At 44.8% G+C, this 18,988-nt stretch carries 13 protein-coding genes and 2 pseudogenes; 6 read left to right on the top strand and 9 right to left on the bottom strand.

The annotated features are described in order from the left end of the window. Nucleotides 1–52 precede the first annotated feature (52 nt). The 6 genes from AC566Q_RS12485 to AC566Q_RS12460 form a co-directional block, all read right to left on the bottom strand. Entirely contained in the window at nucleotides 53–211 is a 159-nt protein-coding gene (locus AC566Q_RS12485; protein ID WP_205622664.1) for a hypothetical protein, read from the bottom strand. Between the two features lie 35 nt (nucleotides 212–246). Beyond that, nucleotides 247–1,236: a glycosyltransferase gene (locus AC566Q_RS12480; RefSeq protein WP_105933634.1), complete on the bottom strand. Its 990-nt coding sequence runs from the start codon at nucleotides 1,234–1,236 to the stop codon at nucleotides 247–249. Then, the gene (locus AC566Q_RS12475; RefSeq protein WP_499617099.1) at nucleotides 1,233–1,505 is read right to left on the bottom strand and encodes a hypothetical protein; all 273 of its coding nucleotides are present in this window, start codon (nucleotides 1,503–1,505) and stop codon (nucleotides 1,233–1,235) included. The genes AC566Q_RS12480 and AC566Q_RS12475 overlap by 4 nt, the downstream gene beginning before the upstream one ends. A 249-nt stretch (nucleotides 1,506–1,754) precedes the next feature. Further along, nucleotides 1,755–3,263: a transposase gene (locus AC566Q_RS12470; protein ID WP_499617097.1), complete on the bottom strand. Its 1,509-nt coding sequence runs from the start codon at nucleotides 3,261–3,263 to the stop codon at nucleotides 1,755–1,757. A 314-nt stretch (nucleotides 3,264–3,577) separates the two neighbouring features. Continuing rightward, complete coding sequence (locus AC566Q_RS12465) at nucleotides 3,578–4,534, bottom strand: IS1595 family transposase (RefSeq protein WP_139336491.1); 957 nt, start codon at nucleotides 4,532–4,534, stop codon at nucleotides 3,578–3,580. Nucleotides 4,535–4,657: 123 nt separating this feature from the next. After that, on the bottom strand, nucleotides 4,658–5,311 hold the full coding sequence (locus AC566Q_RS12460; RefSeq protein ID WP_334050961.1) for an IS982 family transposase: 654 nt from the start codon (nucleotides 5,309–5,311) through the stop codon (nucleotides 4,658–4,660). A gap of 257 nt (nucleotides 5,312–5,568) precedes the next feature. Here AC566Q_RS12460 and AC566Q_RS12455 point away from each other — a divergent pair, with 257 nt between their 5' ends. Then, on the top strand, nucleotides 5,569–7,749 hold the full coding sequence (locus AC566Q_RS12455; RefSeq protein ID WP_105934129.1) for a TonB-dependent receptor: 2,181 nt from the start codon (nucleotides 5,569–5,571) through the stop codon (nucleotides 7,747–7,749). A gap of 348 nt (nucleotides 7,750–8,097) precedes the next feature. On the opposite strand, the pseudogene AC566Q_RS12450 reads toward AC566Q_RS12455, so the two are convergent. The 3 genes and pseudogenes from AC566Q_RS12450 to tnpC all read right to left on the bottom strand — a co-directional run. Next, nucleotides 8,098–8,241 (bottom strand): annotated as a pseudogene (locus AC566Q_RS12450) (IS66 family transposase); the annotation flags it as partial. A gap of 20 nt (nucleotides 8,242–8,261) precedes the next feature. Continuing rightward, entirely contained in the window at nucleotides 8,262–9,896 is a 1,635-nt protein-coding gene (locus tag AC566Q_RS12445) for an IS1634 family transposase (RefSeq protein ID WP_202942833.1), read from the bottom strand. Between the two features lie 89 nt (nucleotides 9,897–9,985). Continuing rightward, nucleotides 9,986–11,253 (bottom strand): annotated as a pseudogene (gene tnpC, locus AC566Q_RS12440) (IS66 family transposase); the annotation flags it as partial. Between the two features lie 226 nt (nucleotides 11,254–11,479). Here tnpC and AC566Q_RS12435 point away from each other — a divergent pair. The 5 genes from AC566Q_RS12435 to AC566Q_RS12415 all read left to right on the top strand — a co-directional run bounded on the left by AC566Q_RS12435 (nucleotide 11,480) and on the right by AC566Q_RS12415 (nucleotide 18,946). Next, complete coding sequence (locus tag AC566Q_RS12435) at nucleotides 11,480–11,839, top strand: hypothetical protein (protein ID WP_044447415.1); 360 nt, start codon at nucleotides 11,480–11,482, stop codon at nucleotides 11,837–11,839. Nucleotides 11,840–11,938: 99 nt separating this feature from the next. Further along, nucleotides 11,939–12,454 carry a DUF411 domain-containing protein gene (locus AC566Q_RS12430; protein WP_044447419.1) on the top strand — a complete coding sequence of 172 codons (516 nt, stop codon included), beginning with the start codon at nucleotides 11,939–11,941 and terminating at the stop codon, nucleotides 12,452–12,454. Next, nucleotides 12,454–13,815 (top strand): TolC family protein, encoded by a 1,362-nt coding sequence (locus tag AC566Q_RS12425; RefSeq protein WP_044447421.1) that lies wholly within the window; start codon nucleotides 12,454–12,456, stop codon nucleotides 13,813–13,815. Before AC566Q_RS12430 ends, AC566Q_RS12425 begins: the two co-directional genes overlap by 1 nt. Beyond that, entirely contained in the window at nucleotides 13,815–15,815 is a 2,001-nt protein-coding gene (locus tag AC566Q_RS12420; protein ID WP_499617092.1) for an efflux RND transporter periplasmic adaptor subunit, read from the top strand. Before AC566Q_RS12425 ends, AC566Q_RS12420 begins: the two co-directional genes overlap by 1 nt. Further along, nucleotides 15,812–18,946: an efflux RND transporter permease subunit gene (locus AC566Q_RS12415; protein WP_499617089.1), complete on the top strand. Its 3,135-nt coding sequence runs from the start codon at nucleotides 15,812–15,814 to the stop codon at nucleotides 18,944–18,946. The genes AC566Q_RS12420 and AC566Q_RS12415 overlap by 4 nt, the downstream gene beginning before the upstream one ends. Nucleotides 18,947–18,988 lie beyond the last annotated feature (42 nt).

The following is an 18,988-nucleotide window of genomic DNA, read 5'->3' as shown; positions in this document are numbered from 1 at the left end:
TCCGGGTTAGGGCGAATTTTAGCGGGGTGGCAGAACGTCGTGGAATGAACGCTTACATGCCGCCTACAGCTTGCGTAGGCACCGGCTGCAACGCCAGCCGCTCACTGAAACGCTTACGGTAGGCCGGGTCTTTACGCGAACGCAGCAGGAAATATAACAGCAATACAGGCGTGAGCAGCAGCAACGCTGTTGAATACAATACTTTAATCATGGGTGTTTACAACACAACAAAGTACGTCAGCCCCATCAATTAGTAACAGGTAATAGCTCATGCCAGCGATGCTCCGCATAAGGCTTCTTGCTATTCAACACACCACCACTAATAACTTTTAGATAGCACTGCTGATAAGCCGCAGCCATCGTCAGGTTATTAAATCGGGTTTTAGCGTAGTGATGACAGGCTTCGCGATCATACTTGCTACTGTCTTGCATCACCGATGCAAGCTCACTGTAACTTGACGACAGAAAGCCAAGCTCTGGCTGGGTGATGATTTCAGGAATTGCACCATACGGCGTTGCAAAAACAGGAGCTCCCAAATATAAAGACTCAATAATGGCAAGACCAAAAGGCTCGTGCCAGCGGACCGGAAATAACAGCCCCCGTGAATTACGCACCAACTTGTTTTTAACTGCGCCCCCCACCATGCCGTTAAAACGTAAATGCCAATCAGGATGGAAATAAAAGCCTCTGCTACTGAGGCTAAATCGGACACCACCTAATATCTGTAACTTGACACCCGCTTGCTTTGACACAGCCACTGCGCCACTGAGGTTTTTTATCGGCCATTTGGCCTTGCCCAGAAAATGGAAATAATTCTGTGGTTTACCTAAATGCGGCTGGCCATATTCGGTCCAGTCCAGACCGTTGTGTATGAAACACTCCGCATTGTGGTTGTTAGCGTGGCGTGCACTTAAAAACACTGTATTTTGGCCATAGCTACGGGCATGTTCTGCATTACCATGCTCAGTACTAATATAAGGCACATCTAACTCACCATCAAAGGGCTGGTGAAAATGCACTATATCGGGCCAGCCGCCTATCTGCTCACGCATAGACTTTGTCGCATCATACCGAGCAGCATTCTTTGGTAAGTCTGGAGCGTCCCCCCACAACAAACGTACCTCGTGACCAGACGCCTGTTGCGCAGTTAATAAGCCCCAGACAATACGCTCAGTTCCACCGTAATCTCGAGCAGGCAAAGACAATTTACTTTGCAGTACGTGCAGAATTTTCATTTTAATCGTCCTCTCTGCAGAGCATCGGCATGTTGTTTACCGGCAAGCTGTTGGTATTCAAACAATTTTGCCTCTTTTAGAAAAGCATACATAGCTTCAATATGCGCATGCACAAGCCCCCGCTTACCAGACAGAAACATTCTTTGCAGAACATAGGATTTGACAAAGGTAAGAGGGAAAATAAAGCAGAGTTTAATCAGAGATGGTCTTTTACGTTTTTCAAACTTTTCAAGCGCTTTGAGCGAAGAGTACTTATTCTTTTTTTGCATCAGTAACTCTGTGGTTCCGTAACCAAAATGGAGTATAAGACGGATTAAAGCTATTTGCTACCCCCTATGACAGTTGTCTTTTTGACTAGATTGGTTTGTTGAATTATCGAATTGTGGGAGTATTTTAAGGCGTGTTAGTTTGCAATGTCTTGCGACGATAGGCCTTTGGTGCAGGAAATGGGGGGTGAAGCGCGAATAGCCCCACCATTTACTAGCGTTTTTCTTTACTCTTGCAGCAGTAAATGGAGCCTACGCCCCAAAATTGAAGTCACGTTGAATAGTGAAATCGTTTGTGTATTGTTCATCAGGTGGTGCACGCAAATGTGGCAATAGCTTTGTTTGTTTAGAAGTTGGGTGCTTTTTATCTATATGTGCCAGTATTTTCTGAATAACGTGTATATCTATAATACAAGCGATGATGCTTACATTGTGGTTCTCGCATTTTTCGCATTCGGTAATGTCTATATTGAATACCCGCTTTAACCGCTGTGCCCATGACATAGCCCTTGCATGGTAAGGTTTATCTGATTGCCCATCTTTTTGATTGACAATTTTCGGGCTGTTTTTGCCTCTCTGTGACGCAGTAATTTGTGCTCTTAGATTGCTGTTGGGAGCAAATACCCCATAAAATCGGGTGAGATTTAGTCTTGGCGGTGGAATGAGGGCCACTAGTTTGCCAATAAAGTCGAGCGGTTCAAAGAATACATGTGTTGTGCCGTCTCGATAGGGTGTTTTTAATTCATAGCGCACTTTTCCATGGTCAGTCATACTTAAACGCTGTTCACTAATCGCTGGGCGGCTGATGTAGCGACATAGTCTTTCTAACTTCTCTGGCTCATCGGCATTAGCGAAGACCCCTGCGTGTAAGGAAAAACCTGAGGTATTGGCTAACTGACCATATTCGCCTTCATTGCTGGCAGGGAGTGTCTGTAGTGTAAACACCTTTTGACCTTGTTGTGGTCCCATGGCAATCCGATAGCTGACGGAGGCCCCTTGCAACTGCAATAGACTATCTTCATCATCAATAGGTAAGTTAAGAAAACTGTTTTCTATGTCGCGCTCCACTAACCCCACTTTCTCCAAATAGTTGGCAATTCGATAGCTAATGGTGTGAACTAGCTCCACCATGTCGCTATGGGACGGCGCTTTGATGCGGGTAAAAGTCGTACCACCCCATGGATTTTCACTGATTACTCCTTCTAAAAACAGCATATGGAAATGGATGTTTAGATTGAGGGCGCTACCAAATCGCTGAATAAGGGTAACAGCCCCAGTTTTCGATTGTTTGTTGGTAAAGCCGGCCTTGTTCACAATGTGCGTGGAAATGGCGCGGTGAATGATTTGCATCACTTTGCTCAATTCACTTGGGTTTCTTGCTAGCAGTAATCGAAGTGGAATAGGTAAGCTTAAGACCCACTGACGAATTGGATAACCAAGTAATACGTCATCTACAAGTAGCGCTGCACTTTCTGCCATTCTTCTGGCTCCGCAGCTAGGACAGAAACCTCTGCGTTTACAGCTAAAAGCGACTAACTTTTCATGCTTGCAGTCATTACACACCACGCGTAAAAAGCCGTGCTCTAGTCGTCCACAACGCAAGAAATCATCAAACTCACGCTCAACATAATTGGGTAAATACTTGCCTTGGTCGGCTAGGTTTGCGGTAAAGTCTGGGTAGTAACGTTCAACCAATTGATAGAGTAGCGTTGTTTCTGGTCGATGGCGCTTGTATGTTTCACTTTGTTGTAATGCCAACACACTCCTTCATCCCTGAATTGTGTACCGACAAGTGTGGCAAAAAAAGACCTAACTTACGACTGGTTGAATGTCCGGTTTGGATGTTTTTTGTCAGTCAACTAAAACCGCAAACAACTCATTAAATGTCGAATTTTCACTCACTTCTCAGTTGATATTTCCAACCTTAGAATGGCAACTGCCAGTCAAGAGCGACCTTGTCAACGTCGCTTTATTGTGCTTAGCGCACCCGAGAAATCAATTTCCAACCCACTGACGTTTTTGTACAGAAGGGTCGAAAACAGATTTTCCACCCCCCGAAATGCAAATAGTTATGGCTATGTTCGGATTAACTGTTGTTGAATCGAAAAGAGCCTGTTTTCGTTAAGGTTTTCTGGATTATCCATAAACCTGAACCAACCCAGGTAGTGTTCCAAGTATTTTGTGGCTACTCCGTGAAACCGTTTTATCCACGCTTTCAGACGGCTGTGATAGGCGTTAACATTTTGAATGTGAAAGACTTTATCTATCACCTTAATTCCTCCTGCCACATCTAAGCGCTTGTGTATTAAATCATTTTTCTCAGAAAGAGCTATGTAGGGCTTATAGCCATCACTACACAACACACTGTCTTTCTCTAATTTTCCTGCTAGCTCCTGATGCAAAGCTTCCGATGTAACACTTGGCACAACGGCTTCATACGTACTCTTAGCTCGGTCTCTGACCGTTAAAACTGGCACCCAATCATCCTTTGAACGTCCTCGTTTTTTCGCTTTCACCCCTCTTTTACGGGGCTGACGAGTCATCCGTTTTGAGCCTTTCTCTGAGTAGGGAAAAAGTGTTTCGTCTGCCTCGATAATGCCTTCTAATTTGCTCGCTTTCAGTGCTGATGGTAGCGCCAAGAATCGGTGCCGCCACCTGAACGATGTTTCAAGGTGGAGGCCACATTCTTCGGCACATTTACGCAATGGCTTACTGTCCAGCATACAGCGAATATATTCTAACCAAAGCTCTTTGTACCTCAGTCGAGCTAGCGGTGTCGCCGTTGTCGCTACAAAGGTTTTGCCGCAGTTCTTGCAGCGATAACGCTGCATCTTGTTTACCTTGCCGTGCCGATTGATCAGTGAGCTATGGCAGTGCGGACATTCAGGGTTTTCAACCATCCGCTCCTCAAGCTCTGTTATCAACTGTGAGACGCTATCAGTGCCTTTCAGCAGCTTCTCAACATAACGGGTTTGACTATCTGTTAAGTGTTCTAACTCGGCTATAAGCTTTGTAAATTGTGCTGGGATCATGATCAACCCTCAATAACTGTATTCATATACAGTGTAGCAACAATTTAGCAGAACATAGCCATCTGTTAAGTGTTCTAACTCGGCTATAAGCTTTGTAAATTGTGCTGGGATCATGATCAACCCTCAATAACTGTATTCATATACAGTATAGCAACAATTTAGCAGAACATAGCCATTCTTTAATTGGTCGTTAATCGTCTCGATAATGAATCGCTTTGACAGCATTGCCCGATCCCATAATGACATCGCTTTTGCTTTCATATTCTTACGAACCGTTGTGATAAGCGTGACGCCTTTATCAAATAAATTGTCTTTGAGCGCATTGCTTAAGTAGCCTTTGTCGCCGTAAAGTTTATCTGTTAAACCTTCCGCTAGCTCTTCGACTGGCTTGGTATCGTGCACGTTACCTGTGGTGACTTTAGCGGCAACAATCTCCCCCTTATAGTTTACAATTAAATGTAACTTGAACCCATAGAACCAGCCCATCGTACCTTTTCCTCTTTGTGCAACACCCTCAAAGGTCTTATGCCTTGGTATCCGAATGTTATGGCACACTTTTAAGGTTGTAGAGTCAATGAATTCAATACCTGTGGGTTTACCTTTGAGTGAAGTGAAATAAGCACACATGGGTACAATAAGACTAGGCATCACTTCCAAAAATCGTGTGTAGCTCAATAATTTAGGGAAGTCCTTTTTATAAAAACACGAGACATAGCCTAGGTAATAATTCTTGAAATCACGATGATGGCTCATATGGAAACCAATGACGACTGTCATCATTTCGCCCATAGACATACGACTATCTCTGCGCCTTTGGCGACTACCATCTTCTAGTAGCTGCTTTTGCCATTGTGGAATGAATACTTTGCAAAAATCATCGACATCACAGTACAACTCTACTAAATTCTTCATGCCTGTTCCTTTTGTTTTGTTCCCACTTTCTTGGTCGAAAGATCGGATCTTGGAACGGGCATTTAGTTCAATTTCTTAAACCGAGTTGGGGTTAAATAATAATTAATGAAAGGAATAGTCGAATGAAATATAAGTTAAAAACTATCTACCCGCTAAGTGCCCTTACTTTAGCTATGGCTTTATCATCGGGGCAAAGTTTTGCTGCTGAAGCTCAAGTAAACAGCGACAACGATCAGACGGAAACTAAAACAGCGCAACAAACAGAAGAAAAAGTGGCTAGAAAAGATACCCTTTTTGAAACGATTCAAATCACGGCGCAAAAACGTGAAGCGAGTATTCAGTCAACTCCTATTAGTGTTACCGCTATTTCAGGCGATGTTTTGGATCAAATGGGTATCACCAACATGGACGATTTTCAGTTTTTCGCCCCAGGTATAACGATTACTAATGATTCGATGGCAATTATTAATATTCGTGGTGTTGGCACAACCGCTTTTGGTGTCGCCACTGATCCTAGCTCAACTATTTATATTGACGGAATTTACCAACCAAGGCCAACCACGGGCTATCAAGATATGTTCGATGTTGAACGCTTAGAATTGCTGCGTGGTCCACAAGGGGTTTTATTTGGTCGAAATTCTGTTGGTGGTGCCTTAAACATTATTTCTAAAGCGCCCACCGATGATGCTGAAGGAACCGTTGGTTTAACACTTGGCAGTTATAATAAACAAACACTAACAGGTACTTTTTCTGGCGGTTTAACTGACAATAGCCGCGGTAGAGTAACGCTATTAAAAAATACCCGTGATGGTATCTACAAAGATATGTTAACGGGTGAAGAATACCAAGATGAAGATACCTTTGCTGGCCGTGGAACGCTTGCTATTGATTTATCAGATAAATTAGAAATCGTTTTAAGAGGCGATTACAACAATGATGGCGGCACGGGCTATATTAGCCAACGCGGTGGTTATACCCAAGATTATGTTGACGCGGGTGCGGCAATACCAAAAGATGACTACGATATAGCGCTAAACTATAAACCTAAAACAGACGTTGAAGTATGGGGGCTTTCATCAACGTTGACATGGACTGGCGATGATTACACCATAAAGTCGATTAGTTCATACCGTGAAAGTGATTTCGATCAAACCACGGATGCGGATGCTACAGAGTTTACGGTATTTAACATCAATTTTTTTGAAGCCTCAGAATCATTTACTCAAGAGTTTCAATTATCAAATACCACACCTGATGGTTTAGATTGGATCACTGGCCTATTTTATTTAAAAGAAGATGGCAGCGGGGGTATTGATCTTTTATTTGATGGTTTGGCCATTGAAATTACCGAAGAAAATGTTACCGAAGCTTATGCGGCTTTTGGCCAAATGACCTATGATGTTAACCCTAAATTAAGAGCCACATTTGGTTTACGCTATAGCTATGAAAGTAAAAATTATGGCTATATTACTAATGTTAATGGCGGCCTTGATGACACAGGAACACCGGATGACAGTTGGAGTGCATGGACACCGCGTTTTGCCTTAGATTATGACTTAGCTGATGACATTATGATTTATGCCTCAGCAACTAGTGGCTTTAAATCGGGCGGTTTTCAAATTGGTGATGGCACTTCATTTGAACAAGAAGACTTATGGAGTTATGAAACAGGCATAAAATCAACCTTGTTGGAAAATCGTTTACGTGCCAATGTTGGTTTGTTTTTATATGATTACACCAATTTGCAGGTTGTTGAATACGATGATGATAGTGGCATTTCAACCACAACAAACGCAGGTAAAGCCACTATTCAAGGTATTGAAGGTGAGTTTGTTGCTCGTGTAAGTGATAATTTTGATGTTAATTTGGTGGTTACTTATACTAATTCCGAATTTGACTACTTTCCACAGGGGGAAGGTGTAGATTTTGCTGGCAACGAGTTACCTAACACGCCAAATTTAACCTATTCACTAGGCGCGCAATATACTACCGAAATAGCCAATGTTGGTTACTTAGTCTTCAGAGGTGATTATGCATGGCGTGACGGTGTTTACTTTAAAAGCAACAACGAAGAAAAATTCCAGTCAGACTCATATTCATTACTTAATTTAAGAGTTTCGTTGATGACATTTGATGATCAATGGGAAGTTTCATTATACGGCACTAACATGCTAGATGAACGTTATGCTACTTATATCACCGCTGGCCGAAATTTAGATGGCTCACTTACCGATAGCGGTAATACAAGTAACACTTATGGTGAACCTCGCCAATATGGCGTAAAAGTGCGTTATAACTTTTAATTAAAAGTTTACGCATTATCACGTAAAATCAAGCCGCTTATTTAGCGGCTTTTTACATTAGATACTATGGTTTTACGTTAAATGTCGTTTCGAATTAACGCGTTTAGGTATTTGATAAAGCCATTATTGTACCTTTTAGCTATGAAACTGAAGAAGGGATAAAATCTCAAAAAAATTAAAACTGAATTAGACCAACATTTTATCCCAAACAGTGAAAATAACACTTAACTAACGTGCATATTTTTTAGAAATAAGCTAATTATTATACTTCTTTATGAAACAGGAATACGTAAGGGAGAGATGTTATCTCTTACTGTAGGTAACTGCATGTAACCGTTCAGCAGGGCCCTATTGACAGGCTGCTTTGAAGTCGCCGAGTAGAGGATAGGACGTTTTGTTTAACGTCGCTTCGAGAATGGCGCGGAGCCAATTCAGTGGATTCAGCTTTTGTTTCCGGCAGGTTTCTACAATGGTGAGTATACGTTGTCTGAACCCGACATTCCGCATCAAATTCAGGAATAAATCTCTTGGTATAATGTGCCAAGTACATCAATGATCACCTGCTGGCGCTCCTGTTTGTCTGTGATTACGGGGGGAGAGTCACCAATGCTGACTTCGTGGATCCCACTAAAGCACAGAAATACCCATCGTGCCGTTGGCTTCTGGGACGGTTTCTTTTTCATGTCAGGGAAGTATTGTTGTCTTTCTTTTAATGACGTTCGGATCCGGTGTTCAAGGGCGGCGTATATCATCAGACTGCACGTCATCACCATGAGCAGCGCTTCAATCCTTTCCGGTTTCTTTAGAAACAGTGAGGATGTCAAAAATTCCGGACTTTTGAGAAAACGAAATCCCCGCTCAACATGTTGCTGGGATTTGTAGGTATCTAACACTGTCTGCATACTGAGTTCCCCGCTACAATCATTGGTTGCGAGGATAAACATCCCGGTTTGCGCCTGAGCTATTCCAACTTTATCCAAACAGGTGGCTATCAGCCCATCGAGTTGGTATTCATAGTATGCTGGCTGTTGTCCTTTTTTGGGGCGACCTTTACCTGAGAACACGGGGTGGGCTATACAGTCAAACTCACTGATGCGGGTTGTTTTTAACGTCTTGCTAAAGACTTTCATTGCCGTCTCGGCATCGGTCTGGCAGGCAAAGCGTTGCTTACACAATTTAATAAATTGCTTGTGCTCTTTTTCACTGCTTTTAAGTAAATTGCGGGCCAGTGTCTGCTGCTCCCGTTTAGTCGCCTGCTCACTGCGCAGAATCAACCATTTCTGTTTCACTCCGGCATAGTCTGCATCCACCCAACAACCGTGGTAACCGTTACCCATGGCAGTGAGACTGGCTTCCGTCACGTTGCTTACGTGCTGCCTGGCGTCTTTGATGGTCATGGGGACTCGTGAGATAAACAATTGGTTCTGTGTTGCCAGGGCAGTGATAGATTCTTCGGTATAAAGCGCCGCATCGGCAACAAAATATCGGCATTGTTGTGCGGCCTTTAAACACTGAATATGGTGACGGGTGACTTCTGCAAAAGCTTTCTGGTCATTCGTATTGCCACTTAAAGCCTGCATATAGACAGGGATACCGGCTTGATTTTCACAAATCAGCTCCAGTATCACCTGGTTTAATTCTGGCCGGTGGTCCCGGCTGTAACCTTTAACCAGCTCAATGCGTTTAGTCTCGCTATCTTGTTCATCAACAGCGTATTCACCATCGACATGAAAACTGGTGATATCCAGGTGCACAGCGTTACTGGCTAACCCCAGCGTGTCGACCACTCGCTCAGCCATGACTTGATATAGCGACGACACGTCTGCTTCATAGAGGGCATCAAGACACCGACCAAGTACATCATCATTCAGGTGCTTGGCCTGTACACCCGGACCAATCAGGCGTTCAGTGGGTTTGTCAGCGAAAAAATCTGCAAACATGTGTAGGGTGCGACTGTGAAAACCCAAACCATTGAGAAGCATGGCGACAAAGGCTTCTCCATGAGTCACCTTATGCTCATTGTTTTTTGGGATAACCGCGTCAATCATCTTAGCGATACCAAGCTCCCGACACATACCGGATACTAAACCAAGATGGTCCATGCGTTTGATAGTTAACCCTGATAGGGAGGTAGTAGAAATTGCCATTTTGCTGCACCCAAAGATGAGTAATAGATCAAAATAGGGGATCGGTGTCAAGAAAAATAAATCAGTTAATTAGGTGCGGAATGACGGCTGAACAGTTCCCCTCGGTGAGAACACACGCCATAGCTGCCTTTTCGCCACAGCACATAGCTTCGCAATGAACGCTCTGCTTCATTGTTAGTGAGGGGGACGCCATCGTGACTGAGGAACACCCAGCACATATCATCGTGTTTTAGCCGCAGCTTACACCGGTTCTGATAGCGGGGAGTAACACAACGCCTTGATGCCAGTTCAAGTTGTTCTCGCCAGGCGATACGCAGTTTTTCCATTCGGTCCCGGTATCGCTTTTCACTTAGTTCGTTACTCTCATACCGGTGTTGCAGCCGGAACAGTATGCGAATGAGCCTGACTAACGTTGTTCCATAGGTTTTATTCGTACCCCAGCTTTCCGCCAGCGCATTCATGTTTCTTAAGATATGCGCCCAGCACAATTGACGGTGGTCTGAATCGATGTAGTGATAACCGGCATACTGGTCAGTCACAACAATGTTTTCCGGATTATCGCCGAGTAGTTTCTTTGCCGCCCAGGCGCCACGTGAGAAGTGCGTCATAAAGCATGATAATTCTGCTGTGCATACCTGCCACATCCAACGGTTTTCGTTGCCACGCTGATGACGGGTTTCATCGCAGTGTACCACCGCATTAGTGCGCATCATCTCTTTGATATCCTGATACGCTGGCGTCAGTACTGAACTAACCCGGCCTGCGCTTCAGAGATAGCACCGCGACTGAACGATAAGCCGAAGTTCTGTTCGAGCTGTTGCTGGATTTTACTGATACTCTGGTGAAACTGACCGGACTGCATTGCCACACATGCCAGCAGGTTATTGCCCATCTGTCCCTGATTCACGTTGTCAGGTAGCGTTGCTTTTACCGTTTTGCTGCACTGACAACACTGACCCTGATGTAACTGATGTTCAACCACAGAGAAAGCCTGAGAAGGAATATCAAAAACCTGATGGCGGCGATACGGTGAATCACTGATAGTAATAGTACCACCGCAATCACACGTATCATCGGGATAGTACGTCAGGGTTTCATCAACGCTCTCGGCTAACATCCGCTTGCTACCTTTATGACCGGATTGCGCACCACGCTTACGGCCTGTCGGCTTTTTAGCTGGCGCAGAAGAGGACGCCCCCGGCCCATTAGACGATGGCGGACGCGACGAGTTACGACTGTTTTGATTCAGTCGGTCTTCGAGGTCATTTAGCCTGTCCCAGAGTGCTTGAATAACCAATTTTGCATCATCTAAGTTATCGACTGCGGGCGGCTTTGATAGCTGTTTTTTACGTGGCATGAAGTCACTTTGACAGACTGGGGGGATCAATCAATAGGATCCAAGAGATCACTGAAAATAAATATATTTAGCTGTCAATAGGGCCCTGCTGAACGGTTACAATTGTTTATATTACCGAATTGTAATGTAGGGGTAATCTGGTTGTCAGGCGATGGTGCTAACATCAGCAACAATTAATAAACAGTCATTGACTGCTGTCTGTCAAACACCAAGGAACGACGAGACCGTGAAAAGCGCCTTCATTCACATAATTATTGTGATTGCATTGCTCAGTGTGCAAGTGAGTGAGTCATTTGCATTCGCGCAAATGCCATGCAGTGACGAAATGGCAGCGGAGATGGATCTCGGATCTCACGATATGCACAGCGCTCATGACATGATGAAACACTCGCAAAGCGATGATATGGATGATTGTTGTCAGCAAGATTGCTGTTGTCCAATGGCGATGTTTCATATTGGTCTTCTCTCTAGTCAAGCTCATTCGTCACCCGATGGCGTGTCGCTGAGTATTCAGTCTCTTAACCCAAACCTAAACCAAATCTTTTTAGGTGGATTGCAGCGCCCTCCGAAACACTCTCTCATTTAAGCAGGATAAGTCCGTCTAGAATCCGGGCAATGATATCGCTTGTTAGTCGAATGTTCGTAGCAAGCCATTTATTTAAACAATAGAAATGAGAAAGTAATTATGTCAATTATTACGCATCGCTCGATGTGGATAGCCTTGGTGTTTGCACTGTTTTTATCAGCATGTACCGACGCAACACAGATAAATAACGATTCAGAGGCAGTGACTGAATCCCCGATAACGTCCTTAACAGTCTACAAAAGCCGTTCTTGTAAGTGTTGCCAAAAGTGGGTGAACCATATTGAAGAGCACGGGTTCGACGCAGACGTATCCAATGTTACGTTAATGTCTCGAATTAAAGACAAATATGGTGTTGCGCCTAATTACCGTTCGTGCCATACGGCATTGTCCCCAGGCGGTTTTGTTTTTGAAGGTCACATTCCAGCAAAATTCATTCAGCAATTTTTAGACAATATACCTGAAGGCGCCATCGGACTCAGTGTGCCGGCTATGCCAATTGGCTCACCTGGTATGGAAGTCGGTGATCAATTTCGTCCTTATCTTATTCTGCAACTCAATGACGATGGCAGCGCAACCACTTATGCCGAAGTTAATACCTATGAGGAGCAATTCTAATGAGACGCTTTTCATTTCATGTCATTGTACTAATGACGCTTTTGAATACTGGGCTCGCCCAAAGTCAAACCAAGTCGGTATTGACATTGGAGCAGGCTGTTGAAATCGCGATTAACAACGACCCTTGGCTTGTAGGCAGTGAGTATCGCGAGCAAGCCATTGTTTCAAGTAGCGTGGCAGCCGCTAGTTTGCCGGACCCGGTAGTTAATATTGGTTTGGCGAACTTACCAACAGATGGATTCGCATTCGATCAAGAACCCATGACGCAACTTAAGGCAGGGGTTTCGCAGATGTTCCCCAGAGGGGATTCGTTAGATATTCGTTCTCGTCAATTAAGAGAGCAAGCCGCCGAGCACCCATTAATGCGTGCTGATCGCATCGCCCGCACACGTGTGCAGGTCTCTGATATTTGGCTTGAAATTTATCGCGCGCAGCAGAGTATTAAGCTAATCCATCAAGATAGGGCATTGTTTGAGCAACTCAGTGACATTGCCAAAGCGAATTATGCGACCGCCCTTGGACGCGTGCGACAGCAAGACATCATTAGGGCAAAGTTAGAATTGACGCGGTTAGAAGACAGATTAACAAAACTACAAGCACTGGAAGAACGCGCCACAGGTAAGTTATTGGAATGGATCCTAAAAAACCAGCAGTCTGCACGCCAACTTGGCTTTGATGCATTTAGCGCGTTGCAGTTGCCTAATACATTACCTGCCATTGCAAAAATCACTGACAACACGTTGTTAATGGTAAAAAGGAAAAACCAACAACAGCTCGCGGAAATACTCGCAGATCACCCTTATATTTTATCCATTAATCAACGTATCAGAGCGAGTCAAACCGGGGTTGAGTTAGCTAAAGAAAAATACAAACCCCAATGGGGCGTAAATGCCAGTTACGCTTTTCGCGATGATACCCCGGCAGGTGCAAGTCGAGCTGATTTTTTGTCAGTCGGTGTTAGTTTTGATTTACCTATTTTTACTGAAAACCGTCAAGACAAAGAAGTCTCTGCAGCCGTAAATCAATCAGAAGCCATAAAGACTGACAAGTTACTCGCACTGCGCGAAATGATGTCTGCCATCCAGTCGTTATACGCTGAGCGAGAACGTTTAACTGACAGGCAATCGTTATACAACGACGAGTTATTAGCACAAATGCAAGAACAAGCAGATGCGTCCTTGAATGCCTACACCAATGATGACGGCGATTTCGCCGAAGTTGCTCGCGCGCGTATCGCGGATTTGAATGCGCGTATTGATGCATTGGATATCGATGTGGATCTCGTCAGAACAAACATTCGACTTAATTATTATTTCAATACCACCGCAGGTATTTCCAAGACTCAATTCGGAGAACAATAATGAATAACACGAAAGCCATTATTTTAGGATGTGTTATCGGCGGTGCAATGACTGCGTTAGCATATACATCCCTACTTCCTTCTGATGCACCATCTAACGCAGCAGGGCAAAGCACAGAACCCCAGCCACTCTATTGGGTGGCACCGATGGATCCCAATTACCGTCGTGATGAACCGGGTAAATCTCCGATGGGAATGGATCTCGTCCCCGTTTATGAGGAGAGCACCGGAGGTAATGAAGGTCCGGGAACCATTAGCATATCACCCAATGTAGTTAATAATTTAGGGGTAAGAACAGCATCGGTTCAACGCCGCTCGCTGCATGTCCCTATTCGTACGGTTGGCTATTTGCAATACAATGAAGACACCTTGATACATATCCACCCACGCGTTGAAGGTTGGGTAGATACACTGCATGTGAAAGCCTCGGGAGAGTATGTCAAAAAAGGCGAACCATTGTATTCGCTCTATTCCCCAGAATTGGTCAATGCGCAAGAAGAGCTGCTGATCGCGATGCGCCGCGGGAGCGACGATTTGATCAATGCTGCTCGGTCGCGGTTAGATGCGTTGCAAATGCCAAATGAAGCGATTCAGTCCTTAATATCGAGCAAAAAAGTTCGTCAAACGATCACTTTTTCGGCACCGCATACCGGGTTTGTTGACAATTTAAATATCCGCGAAGGATTCTTTATCAAGCCAGGCAATACCCTCCTATCCATTGGTGCGTTGGATGAGGTGTGGGTTGATGCTGAAATCTTTGAACGGCAATCCGCGCAAGTCACTGTTGGACTTCCCGTCACAATGACGTTAGATTTTTTACCCGGCAAAACATGGGAGGGTGAGGTTGATTACGTCTACCCCACACTTGAACAGAGCACTCGAACGCTACGGGTTCGGTTACGCTTTAAAAATGCCGATTACGCGCTTAAGCCGAACATGTTTGCCCAGATCACAATACATTCAGACTTTGACTCAGACAACGTTCTTGTGCCATCAGAAGCGGTTATCAGAACCGGCACGCAAGATCGTGTTGTCTTGGCGTTGGGTGACGGGCAATTCAAGTCCATTGCCGTAGATGTAGGTCGAGTGGTAGAGGACTACACTGAGATTACTACAGGTCTCATCGACGGGGATCAGATTGTCACCTCGGCACACTTTTTACTCGATTCAGAAAGCAGTATCAGTTCAGATTTTAAACGGATGGAAGCACCTGGTGCACTCCCGTCGTCGGTTTTTACCGAAGCCACCATCACCGATGTTATGCCCTCACATAACATGATAACAGTGAACCATGGCGCCATCAGTGAATGGGATTGGCCAGAAATGACAATGGATTTTACTGTCGCTAACCACGTAGACCTAACGAGTTTGCGGCAAGGTATGGGGGCGCATATTGAAATTAGTAAAGAAAACGATGGTCAGTATGTGGTAACGACGGTGCATATCATTGACGACAATGCTGATACACAGACGATAAATGGACGCACTATATGGACTGAAGCAACGATTAATTCGGTTATGCCCTCACACAAAATGCTAAATCTTGACCACGGAGCAATTGAAGCGTGGGATTGGCCCGCGATGACAATGGATTTCTTTGTTGCTGACACTATCGATTTATCACAGTTGAAAGCTGGTATGGATTTGCATATTGAAATCACCAAAACCGGTGATAGCGACTATCTGGTAACAACCATCCATGTAAAATCAGCAGAACCAAGTTCAGCGCAAAGCGCAATGGTGACAGGCACCATTAATGCCATCAATACGCAGTCTCGTGTAGTCAATATTTCACGTGAAGCGATCCCAAAGTGGGATAGGCCTGCGGCAACTCTTGACTTTACCTTGAGCGACGATATCGATATCAGCCAATTTACGGTCGGTGCTGACATTACATTTACGTTTGAGATCACTGACGGCAACTTTAGGATCCTGAGCATTCAGTCTGAAAGCCAAGATGCTTCGATGGATCATAGCAACCATGGAGGAGCACACGAATGATCGCTGCTATTATTCGATGGTCAGTTTCCAACCGCTTCTTCGTATTACTGACGACCTTAATTATTATCGGCGGTGGTTTATTCACGATAAAGAATACACCAATTGATGCATTGCCCGACCTATCTGATGTCCAGGTCATCATTAAGACGAGTTACCCTGGACAAGCACCTCAGGTGGTTGAAGATCAGGTGACTTATCCGCTTACAACAGCGATGTTGTCGGTACCAGGCGCTAAAACAGTCAGGGGTTATTCTTTCTTTGGCGACTCATATGTCTACATCATTTTTGATGACAGCACGGATCTATATTGGGCCCGAAGCCGCGTATTAGAATACCTGTCTCAAGTTGCTCCCAATTTGCCTGAAAATGCTCGGCCACAATTAGGCCCAGATGCAACGGGTGTGGGTTGGGTTTACTTGTATGCATTGGTTGACCGCACAGGCAAAAACGACATATCACAACTACGTAGTCTGCAGGATTGGTTTCTCAAGTACGAACTGCAAACCGTTCCCGGTGTCTCTGAGGTTTCTGCGCTAGGCGGTATGGTAAAGCAATATCAAGTTAAAGTTGATCCTGAAAAACTGCGGGCTTATGGGATCCCGCTATCGCATATTCAAACGGCCATCAAAAGAGGCAACAAAGAAGTTGGCGCATCTGTTATTGAAATGGCTGAGGCTGAATATATGGTCAGGGCGACAGGGTATATTTCAAGCAAACAAGATATCGAAACGATCCCTCTCGGCGTGAATGAAAATGGTACGCCGCTGTTGGTTAGGGATATCGCGGATGTGCAATTAGGTCCTCAAATGCGCAGGGGTATCGCTGAGCTGAATGGCGAAGGAGAAACCGTAGGCGGCATCGTTGTTATGCGATTTGGAGAAAATGCTCAAACAACCATTAACGGAGTCAAAGCTAAACTCGACGATCTTAAAAAAGGATTGCCGGATGGCGTCGAAATCGTCACGGTTTACGATCGCTCAGCTTTGATTGAACGGGCGGTAGATAACTTGGCCTCTAAACTGGTAGAAGAGTTTATCGTCGTTGCCCTAGTGTGTATCGCGTTCTTATTTCATGTACGCTCTTCGTTGGTCGCAATTATAAGTATTCCTGTCGGAATCATCACGGCAATCATCGTGATGTATATGCAAGGTATCAATGCGAACATCATGTCCTTGGGGGGGATCGCTATTGCTATTGGTGCAATGAGCGATGGGGCCATTGTCATGATCGAAAATATGCATAAGCATATGGAGCGAACCCCCCTGACGAAAGAAAATCGATGGCAGGTCGTCATGGATTCAGCGTCTGAAGTCGGACCTGCGCTGTTTTTCAGTTTGTTGATCATCACCGTTAGTTTTGTACCAGTGTTTACGCTGGAAGCGCAAGAGGGCAGGATGTTCTCGCCGCTTGCATTCACCAAAACATATGCGATGGCCGCTTCCGCAGCGCTTGCTATCACCTTGGTGCCAGTTTTGATGGGGTACTTTGTGCGCGGTAAAGTACTTGCGGAGCATAAGAATCCTGTTAATCGGTTCTTGACGTTTTTATACATGCCAACACTGAAAACGGTATTACGTTTTCCCAAGTTGACCATGCTGGTCGCCGTTATTGTACTGGGAATTGGGCTTTGGCCAATTGATAAGATCGGTAGCGAATTTATCCCGCCGCTTGATGAAGGTGACTTAATGTATATGCCGACGACTTATGCCGGTATTTCGATAGGTAAAGCACGCGAGTTATTGCAACAAACCAATAAACTGATCAAGACCGTTCCTGAGGTCGAAACGGTGTTTGGCAAGGTCGGCCGAGCCGATACGGCAACCGATCCTGCGCCATTAACAATGATAGAAACGTTTATACAATTAAAACCTCAAGATCAATGGCGTGAAGGCATGACGACACAGGATCTGATCAAAGAATTTGATGCTGTGGTTAATTTGCCGGGGTTAACGAACGCATGGGTTATGCCAATTAAAACGCGGATTGATATGTTGGCTACCGGTATTAAGACCCCCGTTGGCATCAAGATTGGAGGTCCAGATCTTATGGAAATTCAAAAGATTGGTCAACAAATTGAAACGATACTTTCAGATGTTGAGGGCACGGCATCCGTTTATTCAGAGCGCGTTGCCGGCGGGCGTTATGTCAAAGTCGATATCCAACGTGAACGGGCCGCTCGCTATGGTCTCAACATAGCAGACGTTCAACAAGTTGTTTCTAGTGCGATTGGAGGAATGAATGTTACACAGAGCGTCGAAGGATTAGAGCGCTACCCAGTGAATATTCGATATCCACAATCATATCGCTCATCACCTGAATCATTGTCATTGTTGCCTATTGTCACACCACAAGGCAAACGCATTGCGTTGGCTGATGTCGCGGATGTGTATATTGAAGATGGTCCCCCAGGCATTAAAAGTGAAAATGCACGCCTTAATGGCTGGGTGTATGTGGATATTGATGGCGTAGACATTGGCTCTTATGTCGTCGCGGCGCAGCAGGTCGTCAGTGAGGAGCTGGTATTGCCTGCAGGATACTCCATAACGTGGTCGGGACAATATGAATATATGATGCGGGCAAAAGAAAAATTAACCTATGTAGTGCCATTGACTTTAGCTATTATCGTGATCTTGTTATACCTCAACTTCCGCAATTTTATTGAAGTAGCGATCATCATGGGAACGTTGCCTTTATCGATGGTCGGTAGTATTTGGCTTATGTACTTAGAGGGGTATAACTTTTCAGTGGCAGTGGGCGTTGGCTTCATTGCATTGGCCGGGGTCGCTGTCGAGATTGGCGTCATTATGCTGGTGTACTTGAATCATGAGTACCAGGCGTTAATCGACAAATGCAAAATGGACGGTATCAAACCCACCGTAGGAATGCTAACCGAAGCCGTATTGCATGGCGCGGGTTTGCGTGTCCGGCCAGTCATGATGACGACCGCAACCATTATATTCGGACTATTACCGGTACTTTATGGCTCAGGTACGGGGTCTGAAGTGATGAGTCGTATCGCTGCGCCCATGGTGGGCGGGATGGTCAGTGCGATTTTATTGACGCTACTTATTTTACCAGCCATTTATTTAATATGGCGAAAACAGCAGCTCAAAACGATGAGTAATTGGTAGTTATGCGTCGCCTTGCTCGTCGGTTACACCGATACCTACTGT

The sequence above is a fragment of the Alteromonas sp. H02 genome (assembly GCF_059682525.1).
Note: the sequence above shows the minus strand (reverse complement) of the source record. Positions and strands in the feature narration are given on the sequence as shown.

Coding starts and splice junctions, on each gene's coding strand:
- AC566Q_RS12460 (WP_334050961.1), bottom strand. CDS start 5,311: ATGACAGTCGTCATTGGTTTCCATATGAGCCATCATCGTGATTTCAAG.
- AC566Q_RS12420 (WP_499617092.1), top strand. CDS start 13,815: ATGAATAACACGAAAGCCATTATTTTAGGATGTGTTATCGGCGGTGCA.
- AC566Q_RS12465 (WP_139336491.1), bottom strand. CDS start 4,534: ATGATCCCAGCACAATTTACAAAGCTTATAGCCGAGTTAGAACACTTA.
- AC566Q_RS12485 (WP_205622664.1), bottom strand. CDS start 211: ATGATTAAAGTATTGTATTCAACAGCGTTGCTGCTGCTCACGCCTGTA.
- AC566Q_RS12475 (WP_499617099.1), bottom strand. CDS start 1,505: ATGCAAAAAAAGAATAAGTACTCTTCGCTCAAAGCGCTTGAAAAGTTT.
- AC566Q_RS12445 (WP_202942833.1), bottom strand. CDS start 9,896: ATGGCAATTTCTACTACCTCCCTATCAGGGTTAACTATCAAACGCATG.
- AC566Q_RS12425 (WP_044447421.1), top strand. CDS start 12,454: ATGAGACGCTTTTCATTTCATGTCATTGTACTAATGACGCTTTTGAAT.
- AC566Q_RS12430 (WP_044447419.1), top strand. CDS start 11,939: ATGTCAATTATTACGCATCGCTCGATGTGGATAGCCTTGGTGTTTGCA.
- AC566Q_RS12480 (WP_105933634.1), bottom strand. CDS start 1,236: ATGAAAATTCTGCACGTACTGCAAAGTAAATTGTCTTTGCCTGCTCGA.
- AC566Q_RS12455 (WP_105934129.1), top strand. CDS start 5,569: ATGAAATATAAGTTAAAAACTATCTACCCGCTAAGTGCCCTTACTTTA.
- AC566Q_RS12415 (WP_499617089.1), top strand. CDS start 15,812: ATGATCGCTGCTATTATTCGATGGTCAGTTTCCAACCGCTTCTTCGTA.